The 20,199-nt window shown below is 73.1% G+C and carries 20 protein-coding genes; 14 read left to right on the top strand and 6 right to left on the bottom strand.

The window, feature by feature from the left end; all coding sequences use genetic code 11:
* Nucleotides 1-17 precede the first annotated feature (17 nt).
* The 9 genes from DRB89_RS19635 (at nucleotide 18) to lgt (ending at nucleotide 7,346) form a co-directional block, all read left to right on the top strand.
* Complete coding sequence (locus DRB89_RS19635; RefSeq protein WP_112449553.1) at nucleotides 18-692, top strand: TIGR02234 family membrane protein; 675 nt, start codon at nucleotides 18-20, stop codon at nucleotides 690-692.
* 156 nt (nucleotides 693-848) lie between these two features.
* A complete protein-coding gene (locus DRB89_RS19630; RefSeq protein ID WP_112449554.1) occupies nucleotides 849-1,100 on the top strand; it encodes an HGxxPAAW family protein in 252 nt (83 codons plus the stop codon).
* Nucleotides 1,101-1,150: 50 nt separating this feature from the next.
* On the top strand, nucleotides 1,151-1,645 hold the full coding sequence (locus tag DRB89_RS19625; RefSeq protein WP_112449555.1) for a DUF2752 domain-containing protein: 495 nt from the start codon (nucleotides 1,151-1,153) through the stop codon (nucleotides 1,643-1,645).
* Between the two features lie 162 nt (nucleotides 1,646-1,807).
* On the top strand, nucleotides 1,808-2,617 hold the full coding sequence (trpC, locus tag DRB89_RS19620) for an indole-3-glycerol phosphate synthase TrpC (RefSeq protein WP_112449556.1): 810 nt from the start codon (nucleotides 1,808-1,810) through the stop codon (nucleotides 2,615-2,617).
* A 9-nt stretch (nucleotides 2,618-2,626) separates the two neighbouring features.
* Nucleotides 2,627-2,836 (top strand): tryptophan synthase subunit(beta), encoded by a 210-nt coding sequence (locus DRB89_RS19615; protein ID WP_112449557.1) that lies wholly within the window; start codon nucleotides 2,627-2,629, stop codon nucleotides 2,834-2,836.
* Nucleotides 2,837-3,033: 197 nt separating this feature from the next.
* Nucleotides 3,034-4,290 (top strand): tryptophan synthase subunit beta, encoded by a 1,257-nt coding sequence (gene trpB / locus DRB89_RS19610; RefSeq protein ID WP_112449558.1) that lies wholly within the window; start codon nucleotides 3,034-3,036, stop codon nucleotides 4,288-4,290.
* A complete protein-coding gene (gene trpA / locus DRB89_RS19605; RefSeq protein WP_112449559.1) occupies nucleotides 4,287-5,099 on the top strand; it encodes a tryptophan synthase subunit alpha in 813 nt (270 codons plus the stop codon). The genes trpB and trpA overlap by 4 nt, the downstream gene beginning before the upstream one ends.
* Before the next feature lie 135 nt (nucleotides 5,100-5,234).
* Nucleotides 5,235-6,236, top strand: a complete 1,002-nt coding sequence (locus DRB89_RS19600; protein WP_112449560.1) for a thioredoxin domain-containing protein — start codon at nucleotides 5,235-5,237, stop codon at nucleotides 6,234-6,236.
* Nucleotides 6,237-6,314: 78 nt separating this feature from the next.
* A complete protein-coding gene (gene lgt, locus DRB89_RS19595) occupies nucleotides 6,315-7,346 on the top strand; it encodes a prolipoprotein diacylglyceryl transferase (protein WP_112449561.1) in 1,032 nt (343 codons plus the stop codon).
* A 91-nt stretch (nucleotides 7,347-7,437) separates the two neighbouring features.
* Here the strand turns inward: lgt and DRB89_RS19590 are convergent, their stop codons facing one another.
* The 6 genes from DRB89_RS19590 to DRB89_RS19565 form a co-directional block, all read right to left on the bottom strand.
* Nucleotides 7,438-8,259 carry a CoA ester lyase gene (locus tag DRB89_RS19590; RefSeq protein ID WP_112449562.1) on the bottom strand — a complete coding sequence of 274 codons (822 nt, stop codon included), beginning with the start codon at nucleotides 8,257-8,259 and terminating at the stop codon, nucleotides 7,438-7,440.
* On the bottom strand, nucleotides 8,256-9,398 hold the full coding sequence (locus tag DRB89_RS19585) for a CoA transferase (protein WP_239516233.1): 1,143 nt from the start codon (nucleotides 9,396-9,398) through the stop codon (nucleotides 8,256-8,258). Before DRB89_RS19585 ends, DRB89_RS19590 begins: the two co-directional genes overlap by 4 nt.
* A gap of 211 nt (nucleotides 9,399-9,609) precedes the next feature.
* The gene (locus DRB89_RS19580) at nucleotides 9,610-10,971 is read right to left on the bottom strand and encodes a TfuA-like protein (RefSeq protein WP_162688656.1); all 1,362 of its coding nucleotides are present in this window, start codon (nucleotides 10,969-10,971) and stop codon (nucleotides 9,610-9,612) included.
* A complete protein-coding gene (locus tag DRB89_RS19575) occupies nucleotides 10,971-12,146 on the bottom strand; it encodes a YcaO-like family protein (protein ID WP_112448683.1) in 1,176 nt (391 codons plus the stop codon). Before DRB89_RS19575 ends, DRB89_RS19580 begins: the two co-directional genes overlap by 1 nt.
* 20 nt (nucleotides 12,147-12,166) lie before the next feature.
* Nucleotides 12,167-12,967: an ABC transporter permease gene (locus tag DRB89_RS19570; protein ID WP_162688655.1), complete on the bottom strand. Its 801-nt coding sequence runs from the start codon at nucleotides 12,965-12,967 to the stop codon at nucleotides 12,167-12,169.
* A 13-nt stretch (nucleotides 12,968-12,980) separates the two neighbouring features.
* Nucleotides 12,981-13,922: an ABC transporter ATP-binding protein gene (locus tag DRB89_RS19565; RefSeq protein ID WP_162688654.1), complete on the bottom strand. Its 942-nt coding sequence runs from the start codon at nucleotides 13,920-13,922 to the stop codon at nucleotides 12,981-12,983.
* A 304-nt stretch (nucleotides 13,923-14,226) separates the two neighbouring features.
* Between DRB89_RS19565 and DRB89_RS19560 the strand changes: the two genes are divergently transcribed.
* From DRB89_RS19560 to DRB89_RS19540, 5 genes are all read left to right on the top strand, one after another.
* Nucleotides 14,227-15,102, top strand: a complete 876-nt coding sequence (locus DRB89_RS19560; RefSeq protein ID WP_112448686.1) for a hypothetical protein — start codon at nucleotides 14,227-14,229, stop codon at nucleotides 15,100-15,102.
* A gap of 13 nt (nucleotides 15,103-15,115) precedes the next feature.
* On the top strand, nucleotides 15,116-15,565 hold the full coding sequence (locus DRB89_RS19555) for a helix-turn-helix transcriptional regulator (protein WP_112448687.1): 450 nt from the start codon (nucleotides 15,116-15,118) through the stop codon (nucleotides 15,563-15,565).
* Between the two features lie 62 nt (nucleotides 15,566-15,627).
* Complete coding sequence (locus DRB89_RS45990) at nucleotides 15,628-18,633, top strand: adenylate/guanylate cyclase domain-containing protein (protein WP_162688653.1); 3,006 nt, start codon at nucleotides 15,628-15,630, stop codon at nucleotides 18,631-18,633.
* Nucleotides 18,624-19,493, top strand: a complete 870-nt coding sequence (locus DRB89_RS19545; RefSeq protein WP_239516231.1) for a S8 family serine peptidase — start codon at nucleotides 18,624-18,626, stop codon at nucleotides 19,491-19,493. Before DRB89_RS45990 ends, DRB89_RS19545 begins: the two co-directional genes overlap by 10 nt.
* Complete coding sequence (locus DRB89_RS19540; protein ID WP_239516230.1) at nucleotides 19,490-20,128, top strand: GAF domain-containing protein; 639 nt, start codon at nucleotides 19,490-19,492, stop codon at nucleotides 20,126-20,128. Before DRB89_RS19545 ends, DRB89_RS19540 begins: the two co-directional genes overlap by 4 nt.
* The last annotated feature ends 71 nt before the right edge of the window (nucleotides 20,129-20,199 follow it).

Below are 20,199 nucleotides of genomic sequence, written 5' to 3'. Positions count from 1 at the left end.
AGGGGATAGTGGGGTGCGTGAGTGCCGTGCCCCAGCCCCGAACCGACCCTTCCGACGCCGCCCCCGGACCCGATCCCGATACCGGGAGGGACCAGGGGGCCGGCCGCCGCAGTGTGGCCGTCGCCCTGCTGCTCGGCACGCTCGGTGCCACCGTCGTCCTGCTCGCCTCCGGCCGCGTCTGGGCCCGGGGCGTGGCCGCCGTCGGCGGCGGCTCGCTGCCGCTGAGCGCCGACGGGCGGGCCGTCACCGGCCTGCCGGCCGCCCTGGCCATCGTGGGCCTGGCGGCCCTGGTGGCCGTCTTCGCCGTCCGGGGCAAGAGCCGGCTGCTGGTGTCGGCGCTGCTGGCGCTGAGCGGCCTGGGCGCGGGAGCGGCCGCGCTGGCCAACGCCGACGGGCGCCGGGCCCTGGACGCGGAGGCGGCCCGTACGACGGCCGACACCGCCGCGCACGTGGCCGGCCTGACCCAGACGGCGTGGCCCTACGTGACGGCCGCCGGAGCGGCGCTGATCCTGCTGGCGGGGCTGCTGGCCCTGCGGTTCGGCCGCGCCTGGCCCGCCATGGGCGGCCGCTACGAGCGCGACGGCACCGCCCGGCCCCGAAAGACGGCCGTGGTGGACCCGGACCGGCCCGAGGACTTGTGGAAGGCTCTGGACCGGGGCGAGGACCCGACCGGCCGGGACAAGGGCCTCTAGGGACCCGCACCCCCGGACCGGCCCGGGGACCCGACCGGGACGGCCGGACGGACCCCGTGAACTCCGCTGCCACCTGGTGCGGGACAATGACCACCGAGCGTTCGACACAGCACGTGCGGCGTGCGACAGAGCACCCCCGAGTACGAGGAGCAACTCATGGCGGGCACTAGCCACGGACACACCCCGGCCGCCTGGACCGGTGTCATCATCGCCTTCATCGGCTTCTGCGTCTCCGGCGCCTTCATGGTGCTGGCGAACCCGCTGGGCTTCTGGGCCGGCCTCGTCGTCGTCGTGCTCGGCGGTGTCGTGGGCATGGCGATGAGGGCCGCGGGCATGGGTGCGCCGAAGGCCACCCACACCGACCTTTCCGAGGTCATCGCGGCGAACCGCCTCGCCGCCAAGGTCTGATCCGGGCGCGGGTTTCGAAAGGCGCGGCCCGTCGGGCTGCGCCTTTTGTCATGAGCGGAGAGAATCAGCAGGTGGACGCCTCTCGCACTTCCGACCTCGCGCCGCCGGTGCCGTCCCCGGCGCCCGCGGAGCCCGCCGCGCCCGTCTCCCGGGTCCGGCGGCTGGCCGCCCCGGCGCTCACCCTGGCCGGGGCCGCCGCGGCCCTCGCGTACGTGGGCACCGTGGATCCGAACGAGCCCGGCCACTACCCGGTCTGCCCGCTGTTCCGGCTGTCCGGGGTCCTGTGCCCCGGGTGCGGCGGGCTGCGCAGCGCGCACGCGTTCGCCCACGGCGATCTGGTGACGGCTCTCGGGGCGAATGCCCTGGCGGTCGCCGGCTACTTCGTCTTCGCGGGATTCATGGTGCTGTGGCTGGTGCGCGCGGTGCGCGGCCGACCGGGCCCCAGGTTCGCCGTGAAGCCCGCGTACTGGTGGGGGATCGGTGCGGTGGCCCTCGTCTTCTCGGTGGTCCGCAACCTCCCTCTGGGGTCCTTCCTGGCCCCCTGACCTGCGGGTGAAGGTGCGATTCCACATGTCCACCCAATGGGACGCCGTCAACCGCGTGCGGAGGGCAAGGCGTCCTGCGGATACCATTTGAAGTGCTGACCTTGCAGTTGTACGTGTCTGCAAGGCGGCCGACCGTCATCGACCCGGAAGGGGGCCGCTCGCGTGAGTGTGCTCGACGAGATCATCGAAGGGGTCCGCGAAGACCTTGCCGAACGGCAGGCTCGCGTCAGCCTCGACGAGCTCAAGGAGCGTGCCGCCAAGGCGCCCCAGGCCAAGGACGGCGTCGCTGCCCTGCGCGGCGACAGCGTCAAGGTGATCTGCGAGGTCAAGCGCTCCAGCCCGTCAAAGGGTGCGCTGGCAGCCATCGCGGATCCGGCCGCGCTCGCCGCCGACTACGAGGCGGGCGGTGCGGCCATCATCTCGGTCCTCACCGAGCAGCGCCGTTTCGGCGGCTCGCTGGCCGACCTGGAGGCCGTCCGCGCCCGCGTGGACATCCCGATCCTGCGCAAGGACTTCATCGTCACGGCGTACCAGCTGTGGGAGGCCCGCGCCTACGGCGCCGACCTCGTGCTGCTGATCGTCGCGGCCCTGGAGCAGGAGGCCCTCGTCTCCCTCATCGAGCGGGCCGAGTCCATCGGCCTCACCCCGCTCGTCGAGGTCCACGACGAGGAGGAGATCGAGCGTGCGGTCGCGGCGGGCGCCAAGATCATCGGCGTCAACGCCCGCAACCTGAAGGACCTCAAGGTCGACCGCTCCACTTTCGAGCGGATCGTCGGCGAGATCCCGGCCCACATCGTCAAGGTCGCCGAATCCGGCATCCGCGGGCCCCACGACCTGATCGCCTACGCCAACGAGGGCGCGGACGCCGTCCTCGTCGGGGAGTCCCTGGTGACCGGCCGCGACCCGAAGGCGGCCGTGGCCGACCTCGTCGCCGCCGGTGCGCACCCCGCCCTGCGCCACGGGCGGAGCTGACCCGCACCCATGGTCAACGACCGCCCCTCCGTCCGCACCCGGCCCGGCTCGCGCCTGGCCGGAGTGCCGACGGCGCACGCGCCCCTGGCGCGCGGCTGCCGCCCCCGCGGCTGCCGCGCCCCGGCCCGGCGCGTGCACGGGCGGCGGGTCCGGTACGTGATCGGCTCCGAGCCCGGCCAGGTCAACGGCATGCGATGGCGACCCGGAGTCGCGTCGTAAGGAGGCCGCCCCGAACGGTGTACGTCGTACACCGCGCCCGTCGGTCGCCCCCTCACGGCCTGCCGCCCGAGCCGCCGGCTCCGGCGCGGGCCGCCCCGTACCGCACGTCGCACGCGCCCCAGCGGGGTGTGCGCTCCGCGGGCGGGCGGCGCAATACGGTGAAGACATCCGCGTCGCATCCGTAGGAGTACCTGGGCATGTCCAGCGCCAGCAGTTTCTTCATCCCGGACCCCGAGGGTCACATCCCGAACGCCGAGGGCTACTTCGGCGACTTCGGCGGCAAGTTCATCCCGGAGGCGCTCGTCGCCGCCGTGGACGAGGTCGCCGTCGAGTACGAGAAGGCCAAGGGCGACCCGGCCTTCGCGGCCGAGCTCAACGACCTGATGGTCAACTACACCGGCCGCCCCAGCTCCCTCACCGAGGTGGCGCGGTTCGCCGAGCACGCCGGCGGCGCGCGGATCTTCCTCAAGCGCGAGGACCTGAACCACACCGGCTCGCACAAGATCAACAACGTGCTGGGTCAGGCGCTGCTCACCAAGCGCATGGGCAAGACCCGCGTCATCGCCGAGACCGGCGCCGGCCAGCACGGCGTGGCCACCGCCACCGCCTGCGCCCTCTTCGGCCTCGAATGCGTCATCTACATGGGCGAGATCGACACCCAGCGCCAGGCGCTGAACGTCGCCCGCATGCGCATGCTGGGCGCCGAGGTCATCGCGGTGAAGTCCGGCTCCCGGACCCTCAAGGACGCCATCAACGAGGCGTTCCGCGACTGGGTCGCCAACGTGGACCGCACCCACTACCTCTTCGGCACGGTCGCCGGCCCCCACCCCTTCCCGGCCATGGTCCGCGACTTCCACCGCGTCATCGGGGTCGAGGCCCGCCGCCAGATCCTGGAGCGCGCCGGCCGCCTGCCCGACGCCGTCGCCGCCTGCGTCGGCGGCGGCTCCAACGCCATCGGCCTCTTCCACGCCTTCATCCCGGACGCCGGGGTCCGCCTGGTCGGCTTCGAGCCCGCCGGGCACGGCGTGGAGACCGGCGAGCACGCGGCCACCCTGACCGTCGGAGAGCCCGGCATCCTGCACGGATCGCGCTCCTACGTCCTGCAGGACGAGGAGGGCCAGATCACCGAGCCGTACTCGATCTCGGCCGGCCTGGACTACCCGGGCATCGGCCCGGAGCACTCGTACCTCAAGGACGCGGGCCGCGCCGAGTACCGCGCGGTCACCGACGACCAGGCGATGCAGGCGCTGCGGCTGCTCTCGCGCACCGAGGGCATCATCCCGGCCATCGAGTCGGCGCACGCCCTCGCGGGCGCGCTGGACCTCGGCAAGGAACTGGGCAAGGACGGGCTGCTCGTCGTCAACCTGTCCGGCCGCGGCGACAAGGACATGGACACCGCCGCCCGCTACTTCGACCTGTACGACGCCGACGCCTCCGAGGGGGAGACCAAGTGAGCGGCACCATCGAACTCCTCTCGGCCACGCTCGCCAAGGCGAAGTCCGAGGACCGCGCGGCCCTCGTCGCCTACCTCCCGGCGGGCTTCCCGACCGTGGACGGGGCCATCGAGGCCGTCAAGGCCGTCATCGCCGGCGGCGCCGACATCGTCGAGATCGGCCTCCCGCACAGCGACCCGGTCCTGGACGGCGCGATCATCCAGACCGCCGACGACATCGCCCTGCGCGGCGGGGTCAAGATCGCCGACACGCTGCGCACCGTCCGCGAGGCGCACGAGGCGACCGGCGCCCCGATCCTGGTCATGACGTACTGGAACCCCATCGACCGCTACGGCGTCGAGCGGTTCACCGCCGAGCTCGCCGCGGCCGGCGGCGCGGGCTGCATCCTGCCCGACCTGCCGGTCCAGGAGTCCGCGCTGTGGCGCGAGCACGCGGCCAAGCACGGTCTCGCGACCGTCTTCGTCGTGGCCCCCAGCAGCAAGGACGAGCGCCTGGCCACCATCACGGCGGCCGGCTCCGGCTTCGTCTACGCCGCGTCCCTCATGGGTGTCACCGGCACCCGCGAGTCGGTCGGCAACCAGGCGGCCGACCTGGTCCGCCGCACCCGCGCCACCAGCGAACTGCCGGTCTGCGTCGGCCTCGGAGTCTCCAACGCCGCCCAGGCCAAGGAGGTCGCCGGCTTCGCCGACGGGGTGATCGTCGGCTCCGCCTTCGTGAAGCTGCTGCTGGACGCGCCGGACCTGCCCGCCGGGCTGGCCGCCGTGAAGGCACTGGCGGGCGAGCTCGCGGAGGGCGTCCGCAGGAGCTGACGACGCGGCTCCGGCCGGGTCGCGTTCGATCGACAACACGGACCCCTGAGCGGGTTCCGTAGCCCGATCGGGTGGAAGTGGGGGCAGGGAGGCACGAGAGTGCCTCCCTGCTTCGTTTGGCCGAACGTGAGCGACATGAACGACGGTGCGAACCGCGATGCGACGAAACGATCGGCCCGCGAGCGACTCCAGCTGGAGCGCGAGCGGCAGAAGGCCAAGGACAAGCGCCGGCGGACCCTCGTCGTGTCGGCGGCGGTGGTCGGCGTACTCGGCCTGGCGGCCGTCGTCGGCCTGATCGCGGCGAACACGGGCAAGGGCGGCTCGTCCGCCAAGGGCGGCCCGCTGGTCGCGCCCTCCGGGGCCACCGGAACCGACGCGCTCGCCATCCAGACCGGCAAGGCCGAGGCCCCCTCCACGCTGACCGTGTGGGAGGACTTCCGCTGCCCGGCCTGCAAGGCCTTCGAGACCAACTACCGGGACACCGTCCACGAGCTGGAGGCCAAGGGGCTCCTCAAGGTCGAGTACCACCTGGTCACCCTGATCGACGGGAACATGGGCGGCAGCGGCTCGCTCAAGAGCGCCAACGCGGCGGCCTGCGCGCAGGACGCCGGAAAGTTCGCCCCGTACCACGACGTCCTCTTCGAGAACCAGCCAGAGGAGACCGATGACGCCTACGGGAAGAACGCGAAGCTGCTGGAGCTCGCCGCCAAGGTCGACGGGCTGGACACTCCGGCCTTCCGCACCTGCGTCGAGGACGGCACGCACGACAGCTGGGTGAAGAAGTCGCAGGACGCCTTCCGCACCGGCAAGTTCCGCGGCACCCCGACCGTGCTGCTCGACGGCAAGGACATCTTCGCGGACCAGGCCAACCCGCTGACCCCGCAGAAGCTCAAGGAGAAGGTGGAGGCGGCCGGCAAGGGCGGCCCCGGCGGCGCGAAGACGTCCGCTTCCCCGTCCCCGTCCGCGTCCGCTTCGCCGTCCGCTTCGGGCTCGGCGAAGGCCTCGTCCGCCCGCTCGTCCTCCCCCTCGGCGCCGTCCTCCTCCGCTTCGGCGCGCTCGGCCGGCCGTGCGGCCTCCGGCGGGACGGGCTCCTCGGACCGGTCCCCGGACCACTCGGGGATGGTCATGGACCGCTGACGGCCGTCTCGATTCGGCAGCAGCTTGCCGGACGGGTTGCGGTCCCCACCGTCCGGCAAGGTAGCGTCGGGTCTTGCCATGAACCTTGCCTTCATTCCCAGTCCGTCGACGGGCGTGCTCCAACTCGGGCCGATCCCGCTGCGCGGCTACGCGTTCTGCATCATCATCGGCGTCTTCGTCGCCGTCTGGCTCGGCAACAAGCGGTGGGTCGCCCGCGGCGGAAAGCCGGGCACGGTCGCGGACATCGCCGTGTGGGCGGTGCCGTTCGGCCTGGTCGGCGGTCGCCTCTACCACGTGATCACCGACTACCAGCTCTACTTCGGCGAAGGCCGGAACTGGGTCGACGCACTCAAGATCTGGCAGGGCGGCCTCGGCATCTGGGGCGCGATCGCCCTCGGCGCCGTGGGTGCCTGGATCGGCTGCAGGCTGCGCGGCATCCCGCTGCCGGCCTGGGCCGACGCCCTGGCCCCCGGCATCGCGCTGGCCCAGGCCTGTGGACGCTGGGGCAACTGGTTCAACCAGGAGCTGTACGGCCGCGCCACCGACCTGCCGTGGGCGGTGGAGATCACCGACGGACCGAACCGGGTCGCGGGCACCTACCACCCGACCTTCCTCTACGAGTCGCTCTGGTGCGTCGGTGTCGCCCTGCTGGTGATCTGGGCCGACCGGCGCTTCACGCTCGGACACGGGCGGGCGTTCGCCCTGTACGTCGCCGCCTACTGCGTCGGGCGCGGCTGGATCGAGTACATGCGGGTCGACGAGGCCCACCACATCCTGGGCCTGCGGCTCAACGTGTGGACCTCGATCGTGGTCTTCGTGCTGGCCGTGATCTACCTGGTGCTGTCGGCGAAGCTGCGGCCGGGCCGCGAGGAGGTCGTCGAGCCGGGTGCTGACGCCGTGGCCGGCGCCAAGGACGGGGACACCCCGACCGAGGACGGCGCGGCCGGAGACGCTGCCGAGGCGAAGTCCGGTGGAACCGAGGACGCCGGGGCCGACTCCGGAGCCGAAGCGAAGGCCGCCGGGCCTGAGGACACTGCGCCCGAGGACACCGAGCCCGAGGATGCCGAGCCGGTGGCCGACGGCAAGGCCGCCGAGGCCAAGAAGCTCTGACCGGGAGGCCGGTCGAACGGGAGGGGCGCCGCGCGCATGCGCGGCGCCCCTCCCGTTTTCGCGCGGCGGCCGCACGGCCGTGTCCCCGCGGTCAGGACAGGACGGGCGCGTCCCGGCGGGACAGGGCGACGACCCGTTCCGCGCCGGCCAGCATCGCCGGATCGACGAAGCGGCCGTCGGGGAGGGCCACCGCGCCCGGGGTGCGCCGGGCCGCGGCCACGATCTCCTCGGCCGCCGCGACCTCGGCCGGACCGGGCAGGTAGGCCCGCTCGATCACCGGGAGCTGGCGCGGATGGATCGCCGCGCGCCCCAGGAACCCCAGCGAGCGGCCCCGGGCGCAGGAGGCGGCCAGCGCCTCCAGGTCCCGGATGTCGGGGAACACCGACTGGGCCGGCGGCGCGAGTCCGGCCGCGCGGGCGGCCACCACCACCCGCGAGCGCGGCCAGTCCAGGCCCGCCTCCGCGGTGACCCCGAGGTCGGCCCGCAGGTCCGCCTCGCCCAGGGACAGCCCGCGCAGGGCGGGGTGCGCGCGGGCGATCTCGTACGCCCGCTCCACGCCGATCGCCGATTCCAGCAGGGCGTACAGGGCCACCCCGCCGGTGCGTTCGGCGGTGGAGACGATCTGCCCGGGCGCGGAGACCTTGGGCAGCCGCAGACCGGCCAGGCCCCGGAGCCCGGCCAGCGCGGTGAGGTCGGCGCCGCCCCACGGGGAGTTCAGGGCGTTGACGCGGACGTGGACCGGCACCGGATGGCGGGCGCCGAGCAGTTCGGCGGTGGCGGAGCGGGCGTACTCCTTGCGGGAGGCCGACACCGCGTCCTCCAGGTCCACGATGACGGCGTCGGCCCCGGCGCGCAGCGCCTTGACGACCACCTCCGGGCGGTCGCCGGGGACGTACAGCCAGGTCAGGATCACAGCGCTCCCTCCGTGCGCAGAGCGGTGATCTCGGCGGCGGACAGGCCGAGTTCGGTGAGGACGGCCTCGGTGTCCGCGCCGTGCGGGCGGCCCGCCCAGCGGATGGCGCCGGGGGTCTCGGAGAGCCGGAAGAGGACGTTCTGCATGCGGATCGGGCCGAGCTCCGGATCCTCGACCTCGGTGACCGTGTCCAGGGCCGCGTACTGCGGATCGGCCATCACGTCCCGGACGTCGTAGACCAGCGCGACCGCGGCCTCGGCGTCCTCGAAGGCCGCCGTCACCTCGTCCGCCTTGTGGCGGGCGATCCAGCCGCCGACCGCCTCGTCGAGCACGTCCGCGTGGGCGGCCCGCCCGGAACCCGTCTCGAACCAGGGCTCGGAGATCAGCTCCGGCCGGCCCACCAGCCGCATCACGCGCTCGGCGATCGACTGGGCGGAGGTGGAGACCGCCAGCCAGCGCCCGTCCGCGCTGCGGTAGGTGTTGCGGGGGGCGTTGTTCGTGGAGCGGTTCCCGGTGCGCGGCTGGACGTAGCCGAGCTGGTCGTACCAGAGCGGGTGCGGCCCCAGGACGGTCAGGATCGGCTCGATGATCGCGAGGTCCACCACCTGCCCGTGCCCGGTGCGGTCCCGGCCGGCGAGCGCTGTCATCACGGCGTACGCGGTGGTCAGCGCGGCGATCGAGTCCGCGAGCCCGAAAGGCGGCAGCGTCGGCGGCCCGTCCGGCTCCCCGGTGATCGCGGCGAACCCGCTCATCGCCTCCGCGAGGGTGCCGAAGCCGGGCCGGTGGGCGTACGGGCCCTCCTGGCCGAAGGCCGTCACGCGGGTCAGGATCAGCCGCGGGTTGGCGGCGGACAGCTCGGGCCAGCCGAGCCCCCAGCGCTCCAGGGTGCCGGGGCGGAAGTTCTCGATGACGACGTCGGCGGTGGCGGCCAGCCGCAGCAGGGTGTCCCGGCCGCCGGGGGTGGACAGGTCGAGGGTCATCGTGCGCTTGTTGCGGCCGAGCAGCTTCCACCACAGGCCGATGCCGTCCTTGGCGGGGCCGTGGCCGCGGGAGGGGTCCGGGCGGGTCGGGTGCTCGACCTTGACGACCTCGGCGCCGAAGTCGCCGAGGAGGCCGAACGCAACGTACGACCCGGACACCCCGCGCCCGAACAGGCCCTGACCGAGGTCGGTGTCCGGGGCACGACCGTCAGCTACCTCGGGCCCGTACGCCTCCCCGCGACCACGGCGTCCCGGGCCTGAGCACCGCGCGAGGAACGACGACCGTGGGACGGGTCGACCGGTCGACCGGTCCCACGGGTCAACAAGGAGAGCCCGGCGGGCCCGCGGGATCCGCCCGCGGGCCCGGACCTCAGCGGGCGGCGGCGCTGCCGCGTTCGCGGCCGCGCCGGACGTCGTAGGCGAAGAACCTCCGGACCGCGCCGCCGAGTCCGTCCAGGCCGGAGAACCCCCGGCGGGCCATCTCCGCGTCCGGTGACGTGCCGCGCCGCTGCCAGTGGCGCAGGAAGAGCTTCGCGCACATCGCCGGCGGCGGGACCACGAGCCGCGGCCGGGCCTCCTCCGCCACCTCGTCCGCGCGGGCGACGATGTCGCACCAGTCGGCCCAGCGCCCGGATTCCCGCAGGCGGGCCAGGACGGCCGGCCTCCAGTCGGCCGACTGCCACACCGGCCACACCCGCACCATGAGGAGCCGGGTCCGGTCCGCGGCGGCGAGTTCGGCGCGTTCCCGCTCCGTGAACCAGCGGGCGAGCGGGTCCGGCAGCGGCGACCGGTCGTCGAGGCCGAGCTTGGACATCCCGTACGCCTCGGCCGTCATTCCCCCCGCGCCGGCGAACTCCCCCAGCAGGCCGGTCAGAACGTCCTCGTGCACCGCGGGGTAGTCCTCGTCGAACAGCCGTGCCGCGTCCAGGACGTCGAGGTCCGACATCCACCGGCCGGGGGCGTACTCCCGCCGGGTCCGGCGGGCCAGGGACTGGCCGCGGCTGATCCCGGTGAAGGTCACGTCGGCCTTGCCGGATCCGGGTTCCACGGAGCCTTGGCCCGCCGCCTCGCGGCCCGCCACCGCGCCGCCCGCCACCTCGCGGAGCGCGGCCATGGCGTCGAGCCGTTTGACGTCCCAGACGCCCGAGCCGATCATCTCCTCCAGCGTGCGCAGGGCGTCGTGGTCCTGGTCGTCCAGGGCCCGCTCGATGTCCTTCCAGCCGCGGTGGGTGAAGGGCAGGGCCGCAGCCGCGGCGACGATCCGCCGCCCGGACGCGGCCTCGACCAGCTCCGTCTCGGCCCCCTCCTTGCAGCCGTAGCGGAGGTTCACCAGCGCCACGGTCTGCGCCGGGTAGCCCATCTCGGCCGGACCGTGCAGGACCCCCACCTCGTCGTCCCCGTCGATCTCGCCGGCCGCGTACATGCCGTAGACGGTGCCGAGGCCGCGCATGCCGCACGGGACCAGTTCCGCGGCTCTCAGCGCGCCCATGCTCGCGGCGCCGACGACCTGCGCGCCCTCCGTCAGCACCTGGAGGATCTCCTTGTGGCCGACGGACCGCCGTTCCCTGAAGTACCCGTCGATGACGACGACCACGTCTCCCGGCGCCCACTGGTCCGCCAGCAGGTCGCCCCGGCCCGCGGGCGGGCGCACCTCGGCTTCCGGGAGCACCGCGCGGACGTCGGCCGCGGAGATCGTCGGCCCCGCGTAGACAACCACCCTGGACCCGCTCACTACAGCACCTCCGGACAGACGCGACTGCCGGGCGCCACGACCTTGACGACCGGAACCCCGATCTCCTCCCGCGTCAGGTCGACGACGAGGGGCGGGTGGGAAAAGGCGGCGGCCGCCCGCTTGACCACGTGCGCGAGGGCGCCGACCAGGCTGTCGTGCGGGGCGGGCTCCGCGACCAGGTCGCCGATGTCGGCCGCCGCGCCCGCCTGCGCGCTCTTGAGCCGGCCGACGTCCACGGGGCCGAAGTCGTCCCGCAGGTCGTCCCTCGCCCCCGATATGTACGCGAGCCTCGCCTGCGCGGCTTCGGAGACGGCGCGGGTGAGCGCGATGTCGGGGCTGAGATGGCAGCCGAAGCCGAACATCGGTGCCGGGTACTCGTGGCTGGCGACCCAGGCCAGGAAGCACGGCAGCCCGGTGGGCGACGGTACGAGGCGCACCTCGAGGGTGACGTCGGCCCGCTCGATCAGCGCGCAGAGCTCCTCGGCCACGGCCGACCCCGCGGTCCGCGGGTCGACGCGCACGCCCATCTCCCCGCCGCCCGCGACGGCCGCGGTCATCGCGTCCCGCTCGATGACCTCGCAGAGCGCGTGGAGCGCGGCTTCGACCCGCGTGTTGCCGCTGGCCAGGCCGTTCGTCGACTCGAAGAACACCGGCGGGTTCCAGTCGGTGTGCTCCTCCAGCGTCAGCCGGACCACGTTCACGGGGACGAGGGTGCGCGCCCCGTCGACCAGCGACCTGGCCTCCACCCAGTCCAACGGCAGCCCGTCGTGCAGCAGGCTCGGCTCGCAGGGCGCCAAGGCGGAGACCTCGTAGCCCAGTTGTACGTCGATGTCGCGCGGGGCGGCCGTCAGCGCGGGCCGCGCGGGTTGTTCCACGTGCCAGGTCTCGACCGACTCCATCACCGCGGACAGCCGTGCCAGTTCGGGCGTCATCCCCTTGCCCTGCGAGACGGCGAGCGTCCTGGACAGCGGCCGGATCGCCTGGAAGGTCGGGATGCCGATGGAGTCGAGCCGGGTGATGTCGGCTACCCGGGTGACGCCCACCTTCGCCGCCGCCCGGGTCGCCATCTCCCAGGTTTCCGCCGGTGGTCGGGCTCTGTTCGTGCCCGGCAGGCAGAGAACGGAGCGGTCCTGGGGCGTGGCGAGCCAGGACAGGGACGGGTCTTCGGTCTGCACGTTCGGGGACTCCCTGCGGGTCAGAGGTTCCGGGTGCGCCGCAACAGCGCGCGGCCGGCGACGAAGTTGGCGACGAGGGCGACGACGGCCAGGACGACCAGGGAGGGCCACGCCTTCCCCAGGCCGAAGATCGCGGCGTCGCGCATCCCGGTGACCGCGTAGGACACCGGGTTCACCGTCGAGATCCAGCGCAGCACGGTGGGCAGTTGCTGCGACGTGGACAGCGAGGGCGCGGCGAAGACGAGGACGGGCACCGACACGCTGGTGAGGACCATGAAGGTGCGGTAGTCACTGATCAGGACGGCCGCCGCGAGGTAGATCCCGTTGAACGCCACCGACGACAGCACCAGCGCCAGCAGCAGCCAGATCCAGTGGGAGGCGTGGAAGGGGTAGTCGAAGATGACCGCGGCGACGGCCAGGGCCAGCAGGCTCTGGGCCAGCACGAGCGAGACTCCGGCCAGCAGCTTGCCGGCCAGGAAGCGCGATCGGCGCAGCGGCCAGCTCCACAACTGGGTCGAGACGCCGCTCATCTCCTCCTGGAACATGGCCATGCCGGTCGTGCCGGACGCACTGACCACCGACATGGCCAGCACCATGGGGAGCAGGAAGACCGCGAACGGCAGCGTCTCGCCGCGGTAGGTGATGTTCCCGACGACGTTGCCGAGCGAGGTGTTCACCAGCAGCAGGTACACGAGCATGGGGGTCAGGCCCAGGATGAGGTTGACCCGGTTGCGGGCGAGGAGCGCGTACTCGCGGTAGAACACGGCGGTGAAGTCCGCCGGTTTCCCCGACGGGACCGGTGCGGTGGTCTTGAATCCCAAGTCGGCCACGGTGTCAGCCCTCGTTCCCGGTCATGCGCAGGAAGACCTTTTCCAGCGAGTCGGTGACGGTGGAGATGCCGGCGATGGCCACTCCGGAGTCGTGGCAGTGTCGCGACAGTTGCGGGAGCACGTCCCGGACCTGCGCGTCCTCGATGCGCACCTCGGTGTCCTGGGCCGTCGCGGTGAGTCCGGCCGTGGCGGCCCATTCCTTGACGACCTTGGCACCGACCGCGTCGTCCACGCTGACCAGCAGGTGCGCGCCGCCGAACTCCCTGACGAGTTCGCTCGGTTCGGCGAAGCGGACCACTTTGCCCTTGTTGATGACCAGGACGCGCTGGGCGTTGCGCTCCAGCTCCTGGATGATGTGGCTGGTCCAGATCACGGTCATGCCGTGCTCCTCGCGGAGCCAGCGCACGAACCGCTCGATCTGGTGCCGGCCGGCGACGTCCAGACCGGCCGACGGCTCGTCGAGGATGAGCAGTTCGGGGATGGTCAGCAGGGCCCGTACGAGCTGCAGGCGCTGGCGCTGGCCCCCGGACAGCTGGAAGACGAGCCGTGACAGGTGCTCCTTCAGGCCGAGGTACTCGGCCACCTCCATCGCCCAGGGCCGGGTGGTGCGCCACGACAGGCCCTTGAACCGCGTGGCGATCAGCAGGTTGTCCAGGGCCGACAGCATCTCGTCGTAGGGGGCGGACTGGTGCATGGCACCGATGCCGGTCTTGGCGGCGACCGGATCGCGGGCCGGGTCCACGCCGAACACCCTGATCGTCCCGGTGGTGGGAGGGGTGACGCCGCAGATCATCTTCATCAGGGTCGTCTTGCCGGCGCCGTTGGGCCCGAGCAGCCCGATGGTCTCGCCTTTGGCGATGTCGAATGAGATCCCGTCGACTGCCGGGGTCTCTTTCCCGCGGTAACGCTTGATCAGCCCTTCGGCGTTCACCACACCATTCGCCACGGTCCGCCCTCCACAATGTGATTGATGTTTCCCGGGAATCAGGAATGCCGATCGAGTAGCTGCGGGTGGACGTTACGCCTATCGGCCAGTGCGGAAGCGGCCGCTTCCCAAGCTGCCTTGGAACTGCCTCCGTTCTGCCGCCTGGCCTGAGGAACCGTTGGCTAGCATGCGATGCATGAGCCGTTCAGGACATGCCGAAGACCGTGACGGGGAATCCGTCGTGGTCCTTGTGAATTGCGCGGGCGGCCGTGAATTGGAGATCGTTCGCGACGCATTGACGGGGCCGCTGGAAACACCGACGATATTGATCCGTCAGGACGAACTCGCCTCGACGCCCCTCGCGCTCGATGTGGACACCGGCCTGTTGGACGTCGCCGGGCGCCGGGTCCGGCCGGCCGTGGTGTGGGTACGCCACGGATCGGCATGCGCGCTGCTGGCGCAGGCACGGCCGGCGGGCTCGATGACGCCGTTGCGGGCGGAGTCGTGGTCCGGGTTCCTGCGGCAGGTGGCGTCGACGGCGGCCGTCTCGCTGCCCGGTGGCACGGTCCTCGGACCGGGCCAGCTGGCGCAGGCGCGCGCGCTGGGCGTGCGCACGCCCCGGACGGTGGTCACCAACGACGTGCCGGCGGGTGCGCGGGAGGTGGCGGCCGGGACCCTCGTGGTCAAGACTCCGGACTTCCGGCTGTTCGAGCCGGAACGGCGGAACTGGAAGGCGTGCCTGCCCGCGGTCGTGGGCCGCGAGGCGGCGCAGGGGCCGGCGACCGGCCCCGCACGGGGTCCCTCGGCGGGCCCCGCCCCGGTCGGCGACCGTCCGGTCGTCGTCCAGGAGTACGTGGCCCACGCCCGTGAGCTGCGCGTCTACCACCTCGACGGCGGGATCTGCGCCTTCGAGGTCGACAAGCCCGATCCGTCGAGCCTGATGACGGATCCCGACAGCGTCACCGTGACGCGCGTCGACTGCCCGCGGCCCGCGGCCGAAGCGGTGCGCACCCTGTGCGCCGCGTGGAGCCTGCGCTACGGGGCCTTCGACCTGCTCGTGTCCGACACCGGGGAGCCGGTGTTCCTGGAGGCGAACCCGGACGGCGACTGGCTCTGGTTCGAACGCAAGGCGCGCTGGCACGGCGTCTCGTTCATGGCCGCCGTCATGGTTCGTGAGTCGTTCGTCCGGAGTACGTCGTGAGGAGATCGCGCTGATGACGGCGATACGGGGTGCTGAGATCTCCACCCGGGGCCTGGTGCTCGTGGCCATGGTGGCGCGGGGTCACACGACCGACCGCGTGGCCCGTGCTCTGCGCCTGAGCAGACACACCGTGGGCGAGGAGATCAGTTCCCTCCTCGACCGGTTCAACTGCCGCAACAGGGCGGAGCTGGTGGCCTACTGCTACGTCAACCGGATCTTGCCGATCGGTATCTGGCCGCCGCCGTGCGGCCCCGTGAATGGGGTGAGTGACGTGTTCGACCCTCTGACCAGTCTGCGTGAAGCGGGACTTCCGGTCGACCAGCTCAGCGCCGCGCAGCGCGATGTGCTGGCGGGCCTGACCGAGGAGGAGACCGCCGTCGTCGTATCGGTCCAGCACCGGCTGGTCGAGGCGGACGCCGGGACCGACTCCGAGGTGTGGGCCCACGACCTGAAGCTGCTCTGACCCGCCGCGCGGGCCCGCCGACGCCGGCCCGCCGTACGCCCGACGCAGGAGGAGAACCGCGCGTGAGCCGCAGACTGGTGGTCGTCCTCTTCCTCGACCTCGTCGGATGGACACGGCTCGCCGAGCGCGTCGATCCGGAGCCGCTCCAGCAACTCCTCGAGCAGTACTACGAGATCTCCTGCGCCGCGGTGGAGGAGCACGGCGGAGTGGTGGAGAAGTTCATCGGCGACGCCGTCATGGCGGTCTTCGGCGCGGACACCTCCCAGGAGGACGACGCGCTGCGGGCACTGCGGGCCGCCACGCGCATCCGCGCCGAGGTCCGCGGACTGCGCACCCCGGCAGCCGACGCGGCTCCGGTCGAGGTCCACTGCGGGATCGCGGCCGGCGAGGCCCTGGTGACGCGTTCGGCCCGGGCCGGCATCCGGGTCGTCGGCGACGTGGTCAACCTCGCGGCCCGCCTCCAGTCGCTGGCGGTGGCCGGGGAGATCATCGTCAACGAGACCGTGGCGCACCTCGCACGCCCGCACTACACCATGGCCCCGGTGCCGCCGGTGGCGCTCAAGGGCAAGGCCGAGCCCGTCCGGGTGCTGTTGGTGACCGGCGAGGCCGCCGTCGACCGGGCGGGCGACGGCTCGCCCATGGTGGACCGCGGCGCCGAGCGCCGCCGGCTGCGCGAGGTCTACCACCGGGTGGCCCGCGACCGGCGCTCCGAGCTGGTGACCGTGCTGGGACCACCGGGCATCGGCAAGACCCGCTTGGTCCAGGAGACCGTGGACGACCTCGTCGCCGCCGGGGCGGAGCCCCTCGCCGTGTTCGGCAGCTGCCAGTCCTACGGAACGCAGGGGAACTACGCGGCGCTCGTCGAAGTGCTGGACGCGCTCGCGCGGCAGGCGCCGTCCAGCGCGGAGCTGCTCCGGGTGGACGACCGCATCGCCGGGGTGCTGACCAGTCTGCGCGCCGCCTCGCTCTCCCGGGTCGCCGGCCCGGTCCCGGGGCCGGGCGTGGAGGAGGTGTCCTGGGCGGCGCGCGAACTGCTCACCGCCGCGGCTTCCCGCCCGCTCGTCGTGGTGTGGGACAACCTGGGGTGGGCGGGAGAGTCGCTCCTGGGGCTGATCGGCGATCTGACGGACAGCCTGCGCGACATCCCGCTCCTGATGGTCTGCGTCTCCAGACCGGAGCTGACGGGCCGGGACGGGCCCTGGTCGCCGGACGACGTGATCGACGTCGGCGCGCTGGTCCCGATCGACAGTGCGCGGCTGGCGATCTCACTGGCGGGGCGCGGCAGCGGCGACGAGGTGGAGCTGCACGACCTCGACCTCGTCGACCGGGTCGCGGTGTACAGCGCGGGTAATCCGCTGTACATCCGGCTGATGATGGACTGGCTGAGGGACGGCCGGACCGTCGACGAGGTGCCGCCGACCATCACGGCCATGGTGGGCGCGATGATCGACCGGCTGCCCGCGCCCGCCCGGTGGCTGCTGGGCGCGGCCTCGGTGATCGGCCCTTCGTTCACCCTGGAGCAGCTCGCGCTGCTGGACGGGGCGGTCGTGGCGGCGGACGTCGACGCGCTGGCGCGGCAGCGGCTGTTCCACACCACGGCGGAGGAGGGCGAGTACCGCTTCGTCCAGCAGCCGGTGCACGAGGTGGCGTACGGCCGGCTGGAGAAGGAGCAGCGCATCACGTGGCACCGGCGCCTGGCCGGGCACGGCTTCGGTCCCGGTTTCCACCTCGAGGCGGCGGCCCGGCTGCTGGCCGGTCTGCGCCCGGACGACACGGAGCTGCCCCTGCTGGCGCGGCGGGCGGCCGAGGCCCTGCTGGCCGAGGGCACCGTGGCGCTGCGGCAGCGTGACGTGCCGACCGCGATCGGGCTGTTCGGACGGGCTCTGGTACTGGCGCGGAGCCGGCCCGACCAGTGCCGGTCGGTCGCGGCCGTCCGGCTCAGCGACGCCCTCATGCTCTCCGGGGACACCCGGCGGGCGCTGGAGGTGGTCGCTGACAGCGCCTGGAACGTCCCGACCGCCGGACCCGCCGGACCCGCCGCCCCCGGCGCTCCCGGTGCTCCCGGTGCTCCCGGCGCTCCCGGCGCTCCCGGGCAGCGGCCCTGCCTGGTCCAGGTGCAGCGGTCCCTACTGGCGGCCCGGCTCGGCAAGGTCACCGCCGCCGAGGTCGAGCGGCTGCGTACCGAACTCGACGGCGATGACCCCGACCGGTTCGCCTGGTGCCGGTTCGAGCAGCTGCGGATGCTGCTCCACCTGGACCACGGCCGGTTCGCGGCGGCCGAGGAAGCGGCCTGCGCCGCGCTCGGGCACGCCCGGGCCGTCGCCGACGCCTACGAGGAGGACCGCCTCCTCGTGGCACTGTGCGAGATCCGCCAGTGGTCGCCGACCCCGCTGCGGGAGAAGCTGGCGGGCTGCGCGGAGCTCCTCGAGCGGTTCGCCGCGGACCGGTTCCTGGCCCTGCCCGCGCTGGCCGCGCGCGCCCGCTGCCTGGCGCTGACCGGGGACCGCGACGGCGCCCGCTCGGCGCTGGCCGAGGCCGAGGCCGTCGTCGAACAGCTCCGGCTGACCATGGGGCGCGTACTGGTCGACCAGGTGGCGGCGCTGGCCGCCTCGCTGGACGGTGAGCACGACGAGGCCGAACGGCGCTTTCGGTGGGCGGCCGACGCCCTCGAACAGGCCGGCTACGTGCCGGTCGCCCTGACCATGCGGGTGCAGGCGGCCCGCGAGTGCGCCCGGCGGGGCCGTGCGGCCGAAGCCGCCGGCCGGATCTCGGAGCTCCTGGGACGGTGCGAGGAGATGGACGTCCGGGGGCGGATCCTGTGCACGGCCGCCGCCGTGCTCATCGCCGCCGAGGACGGGCGCCGCGACCCGGCGCGCGCCGACGTGCTGACCCTCCTCGATGACGTGGAGGACCCGTGCCTGCGCGGCGAGGTCTGCTTCGACCTGGCCCGGGCCCACCGGTGGCTGGGCGAGCGGTCCGATGCCCGCGCCATGGCGGAACGGGCCGCCCTGGCCTACGCCGCGGTCGGTGCGACGAAGCCCCTGGGGACGGTGCGGGCATGGATGTGAGCGGCGCGCCCTGGCGGCGCGAGCGGCTGCCTCACTCCTCGGGGATGCCGGCGTGGAGCATGCCGGCCGACGGCGGGCCGGGCGAGCCCCTGCCGACGGCCCTGTTCGAGGGGATCGACTCCCGCTGGGCGTGGGAGGGCGCGACCGGTGACGGCGTACGCGTCTGCGTGCTCGACAGCGGGGTCGAGGCGGGCCATCCGCTGGTCGGGCCGGTCGAGCGGGCGTGGCACGTGGTGACGGCCGAGGGCAGGGTGCCGCGCGTGGAGGAGTGCGAGCCGCTCGACAGCGCCGGGCACGGGACCGCGTGCGCGGGGATCATCCGCGGGATCGCGCCGCGGGTCTCGCTCAGTTCGCTCAAGGTGCTCGGCGACGGGCGGTCCGGCAGCGCCTCGGCGCTGATCGCCGGCCTCTCCTTCGCGATCGAGGAGGGGTTCGACGTCGTCAGCATGAGCCTGTCGACGACCAGGGTCGAATTCCGCGACCGGCTGGGCGAACTGTGCGACCGCGCCTACTTCCGCCGTACGGCCGTGGTGGCGGCCGCGCACAACATGCCGATCGAGAGCTTCCCTTGGAACTTCGCGTCGGTGATCTCGGTGGCCAGCCACGCGGAGCCGGACAGCATGCGCTTCTACTACAACGCCGCGCCGCCGGTCGAGTTCCGTGCCCGGGGGGTGCGCGTGCCGGTGGCGAGCCCGGGCGGCGGCACCGTCCGCAACACCGGCAACAGCTTCGCGGCGCCGCACATGGCCGGCATCGCGGCGCTCGTCCTGAGCAAGCACCCGTGGCTCACGCCGTTCCAGCTCAAGAGCGTCCTGTATCACTGCGCCGCGAACATATCGGTCCAAGGAGGCGGAGAATGAAGCCCTGGCCGCACGATCTCATGGCCGTCGAACGTCAACTGCTGCAGTCCGTCGTCTCGGTGGCCCGGTACATCTACGGAGCCGCCGCGTCCTCGGTGTTCATGGTGAGCCCCGAGACCGGTGAGCTGATCTTCGCGGCGGTCGCGGGCGAGGGCGAACAGGGCCTGGTCGGCCGGCGCTTCGAGCCCGGCACGGGCATCGCCGGCTGGGTGGCGGCCAGCGGGCAGCCCCTGATCACGGACAACGTGGCCGGGACCGACCGGTTCGCCCGCGACGCCGCGGCCTCCACCGGGTACGTTCCCGCGAGCATCATGGCCGCCCCGCTCATCGCGGACGGCGAGTGCATCGGCGTGCTCGAAGTACTGGACCGCCACACGCGCGACGCGGACTCCCCCGCCCGCGAACTCGACGACATCGAACTGCTGGGGCTGCTCGCCACCCAGGCCGCCCTGAGCCTCGCGCTGCTGCGGCGCAGCGAGCAGGGCGCGGGCGAGGTGCCGCGCCTGGGCGATCTGGTGGCGCGGCTGTCGGAGCACGCGGTCCTGGACGCGTCCGATCCCGTGGCCCTCTCGCTGCTGAGCATCTCGCTGAACCTGTTGGACCGGGGTGCGCACCCCAGTTCGAAGACGGGCTGACGGCCGAGGGAGACGGCGCGCAGACGTGCCGGCGACGGTCCGGAGACGCCTGCGGAACGGGCCCCGCCTAC

Origin of the sequence: Streptomyces sp. ICC4, from assembly GCF_003287915.1 — a bacterium.
GTDB classification, from domain to species: domain Bacteria; phylum Actinomycetota; class Actinomycetes; order Streptomycetales; family Streptomycetaceae; genus Streptomyces; species Streptomyces tritrimontium.
Note: the sequence above shows the minus strand (reverse complement) of the source record. Positions and strands in the feature narration are given on the sequence as shown.

What these genes read in the sequence shown, in the direction of transcription:
- DRB89_RS19630 (WP_112449554.1), top strand. Translation starts at nt 849, where the DNA reads ATGGCGGGCACTAGCCACGGACACACCCCGGCCGCCTGGACCGGTGTC.
- DRB89_RS19625 (WP_112449555.1), top strand. Translation starts at nt 1,151, where the DNA reads ATGAGCGGAGAGAATCAGCAGGTGGACGCCTCTCGCACTTCCGACCTC.
- DRB89_RS19615 (WP_112449557.1), top strand. Translation starts at nt 2,627, where the DNA reads ATGGTCAACGACCGCCCCTCCGTCCGCACCCGGCCCGGCTCGCGCCTG.
- trpB (WP_112449558.1), top strand. Translation starts at nt 3,034, where the DNA reads ATGTCCAGCGCCAGCAGTTTCTTCATCCCGGACCCCGAGGGTCACATC.
- DRB89_RS19600 (WP_112449560.1), top strand. Translation starts at nt 5,235, where the DNA reads ATGAACGACGGTGCGAACCGCGATGCGACGAAACGATCGGCCCGCGAG.
- lgt (WP_112449561.1), top strand. Translation starts at nt 6,315, where the DNA reads ATGAACCTTGCCTTCATTCCCAGTCCGTCGACGGGCGTGCTCCAACTC.
- DRB89_RS19555 (WP_112448687.1), top strand. Translation starts at nt 15,116, where the DNA reads ATGACGGCGATACGGGGTGCTGAGATCTCCACCCGGGGCCTGGTGCTC.
- DRB89_RS19545 (WP_239516231.1), top strand. Translation starts at nt 18,624, where the DNA reads ATGGATGTGAGCGGCGCGCCCTGGCGGCGCGAGCGGCTGCCTCACTCC.
- DRB89_RS19540 (WP_239516230.1), top strand. Translation starts at nt 19,490, where the DNA reads ATGAAGCCCTGGCCGCACGATCTCATGGCCGTCGAACGTCAACTGCTG.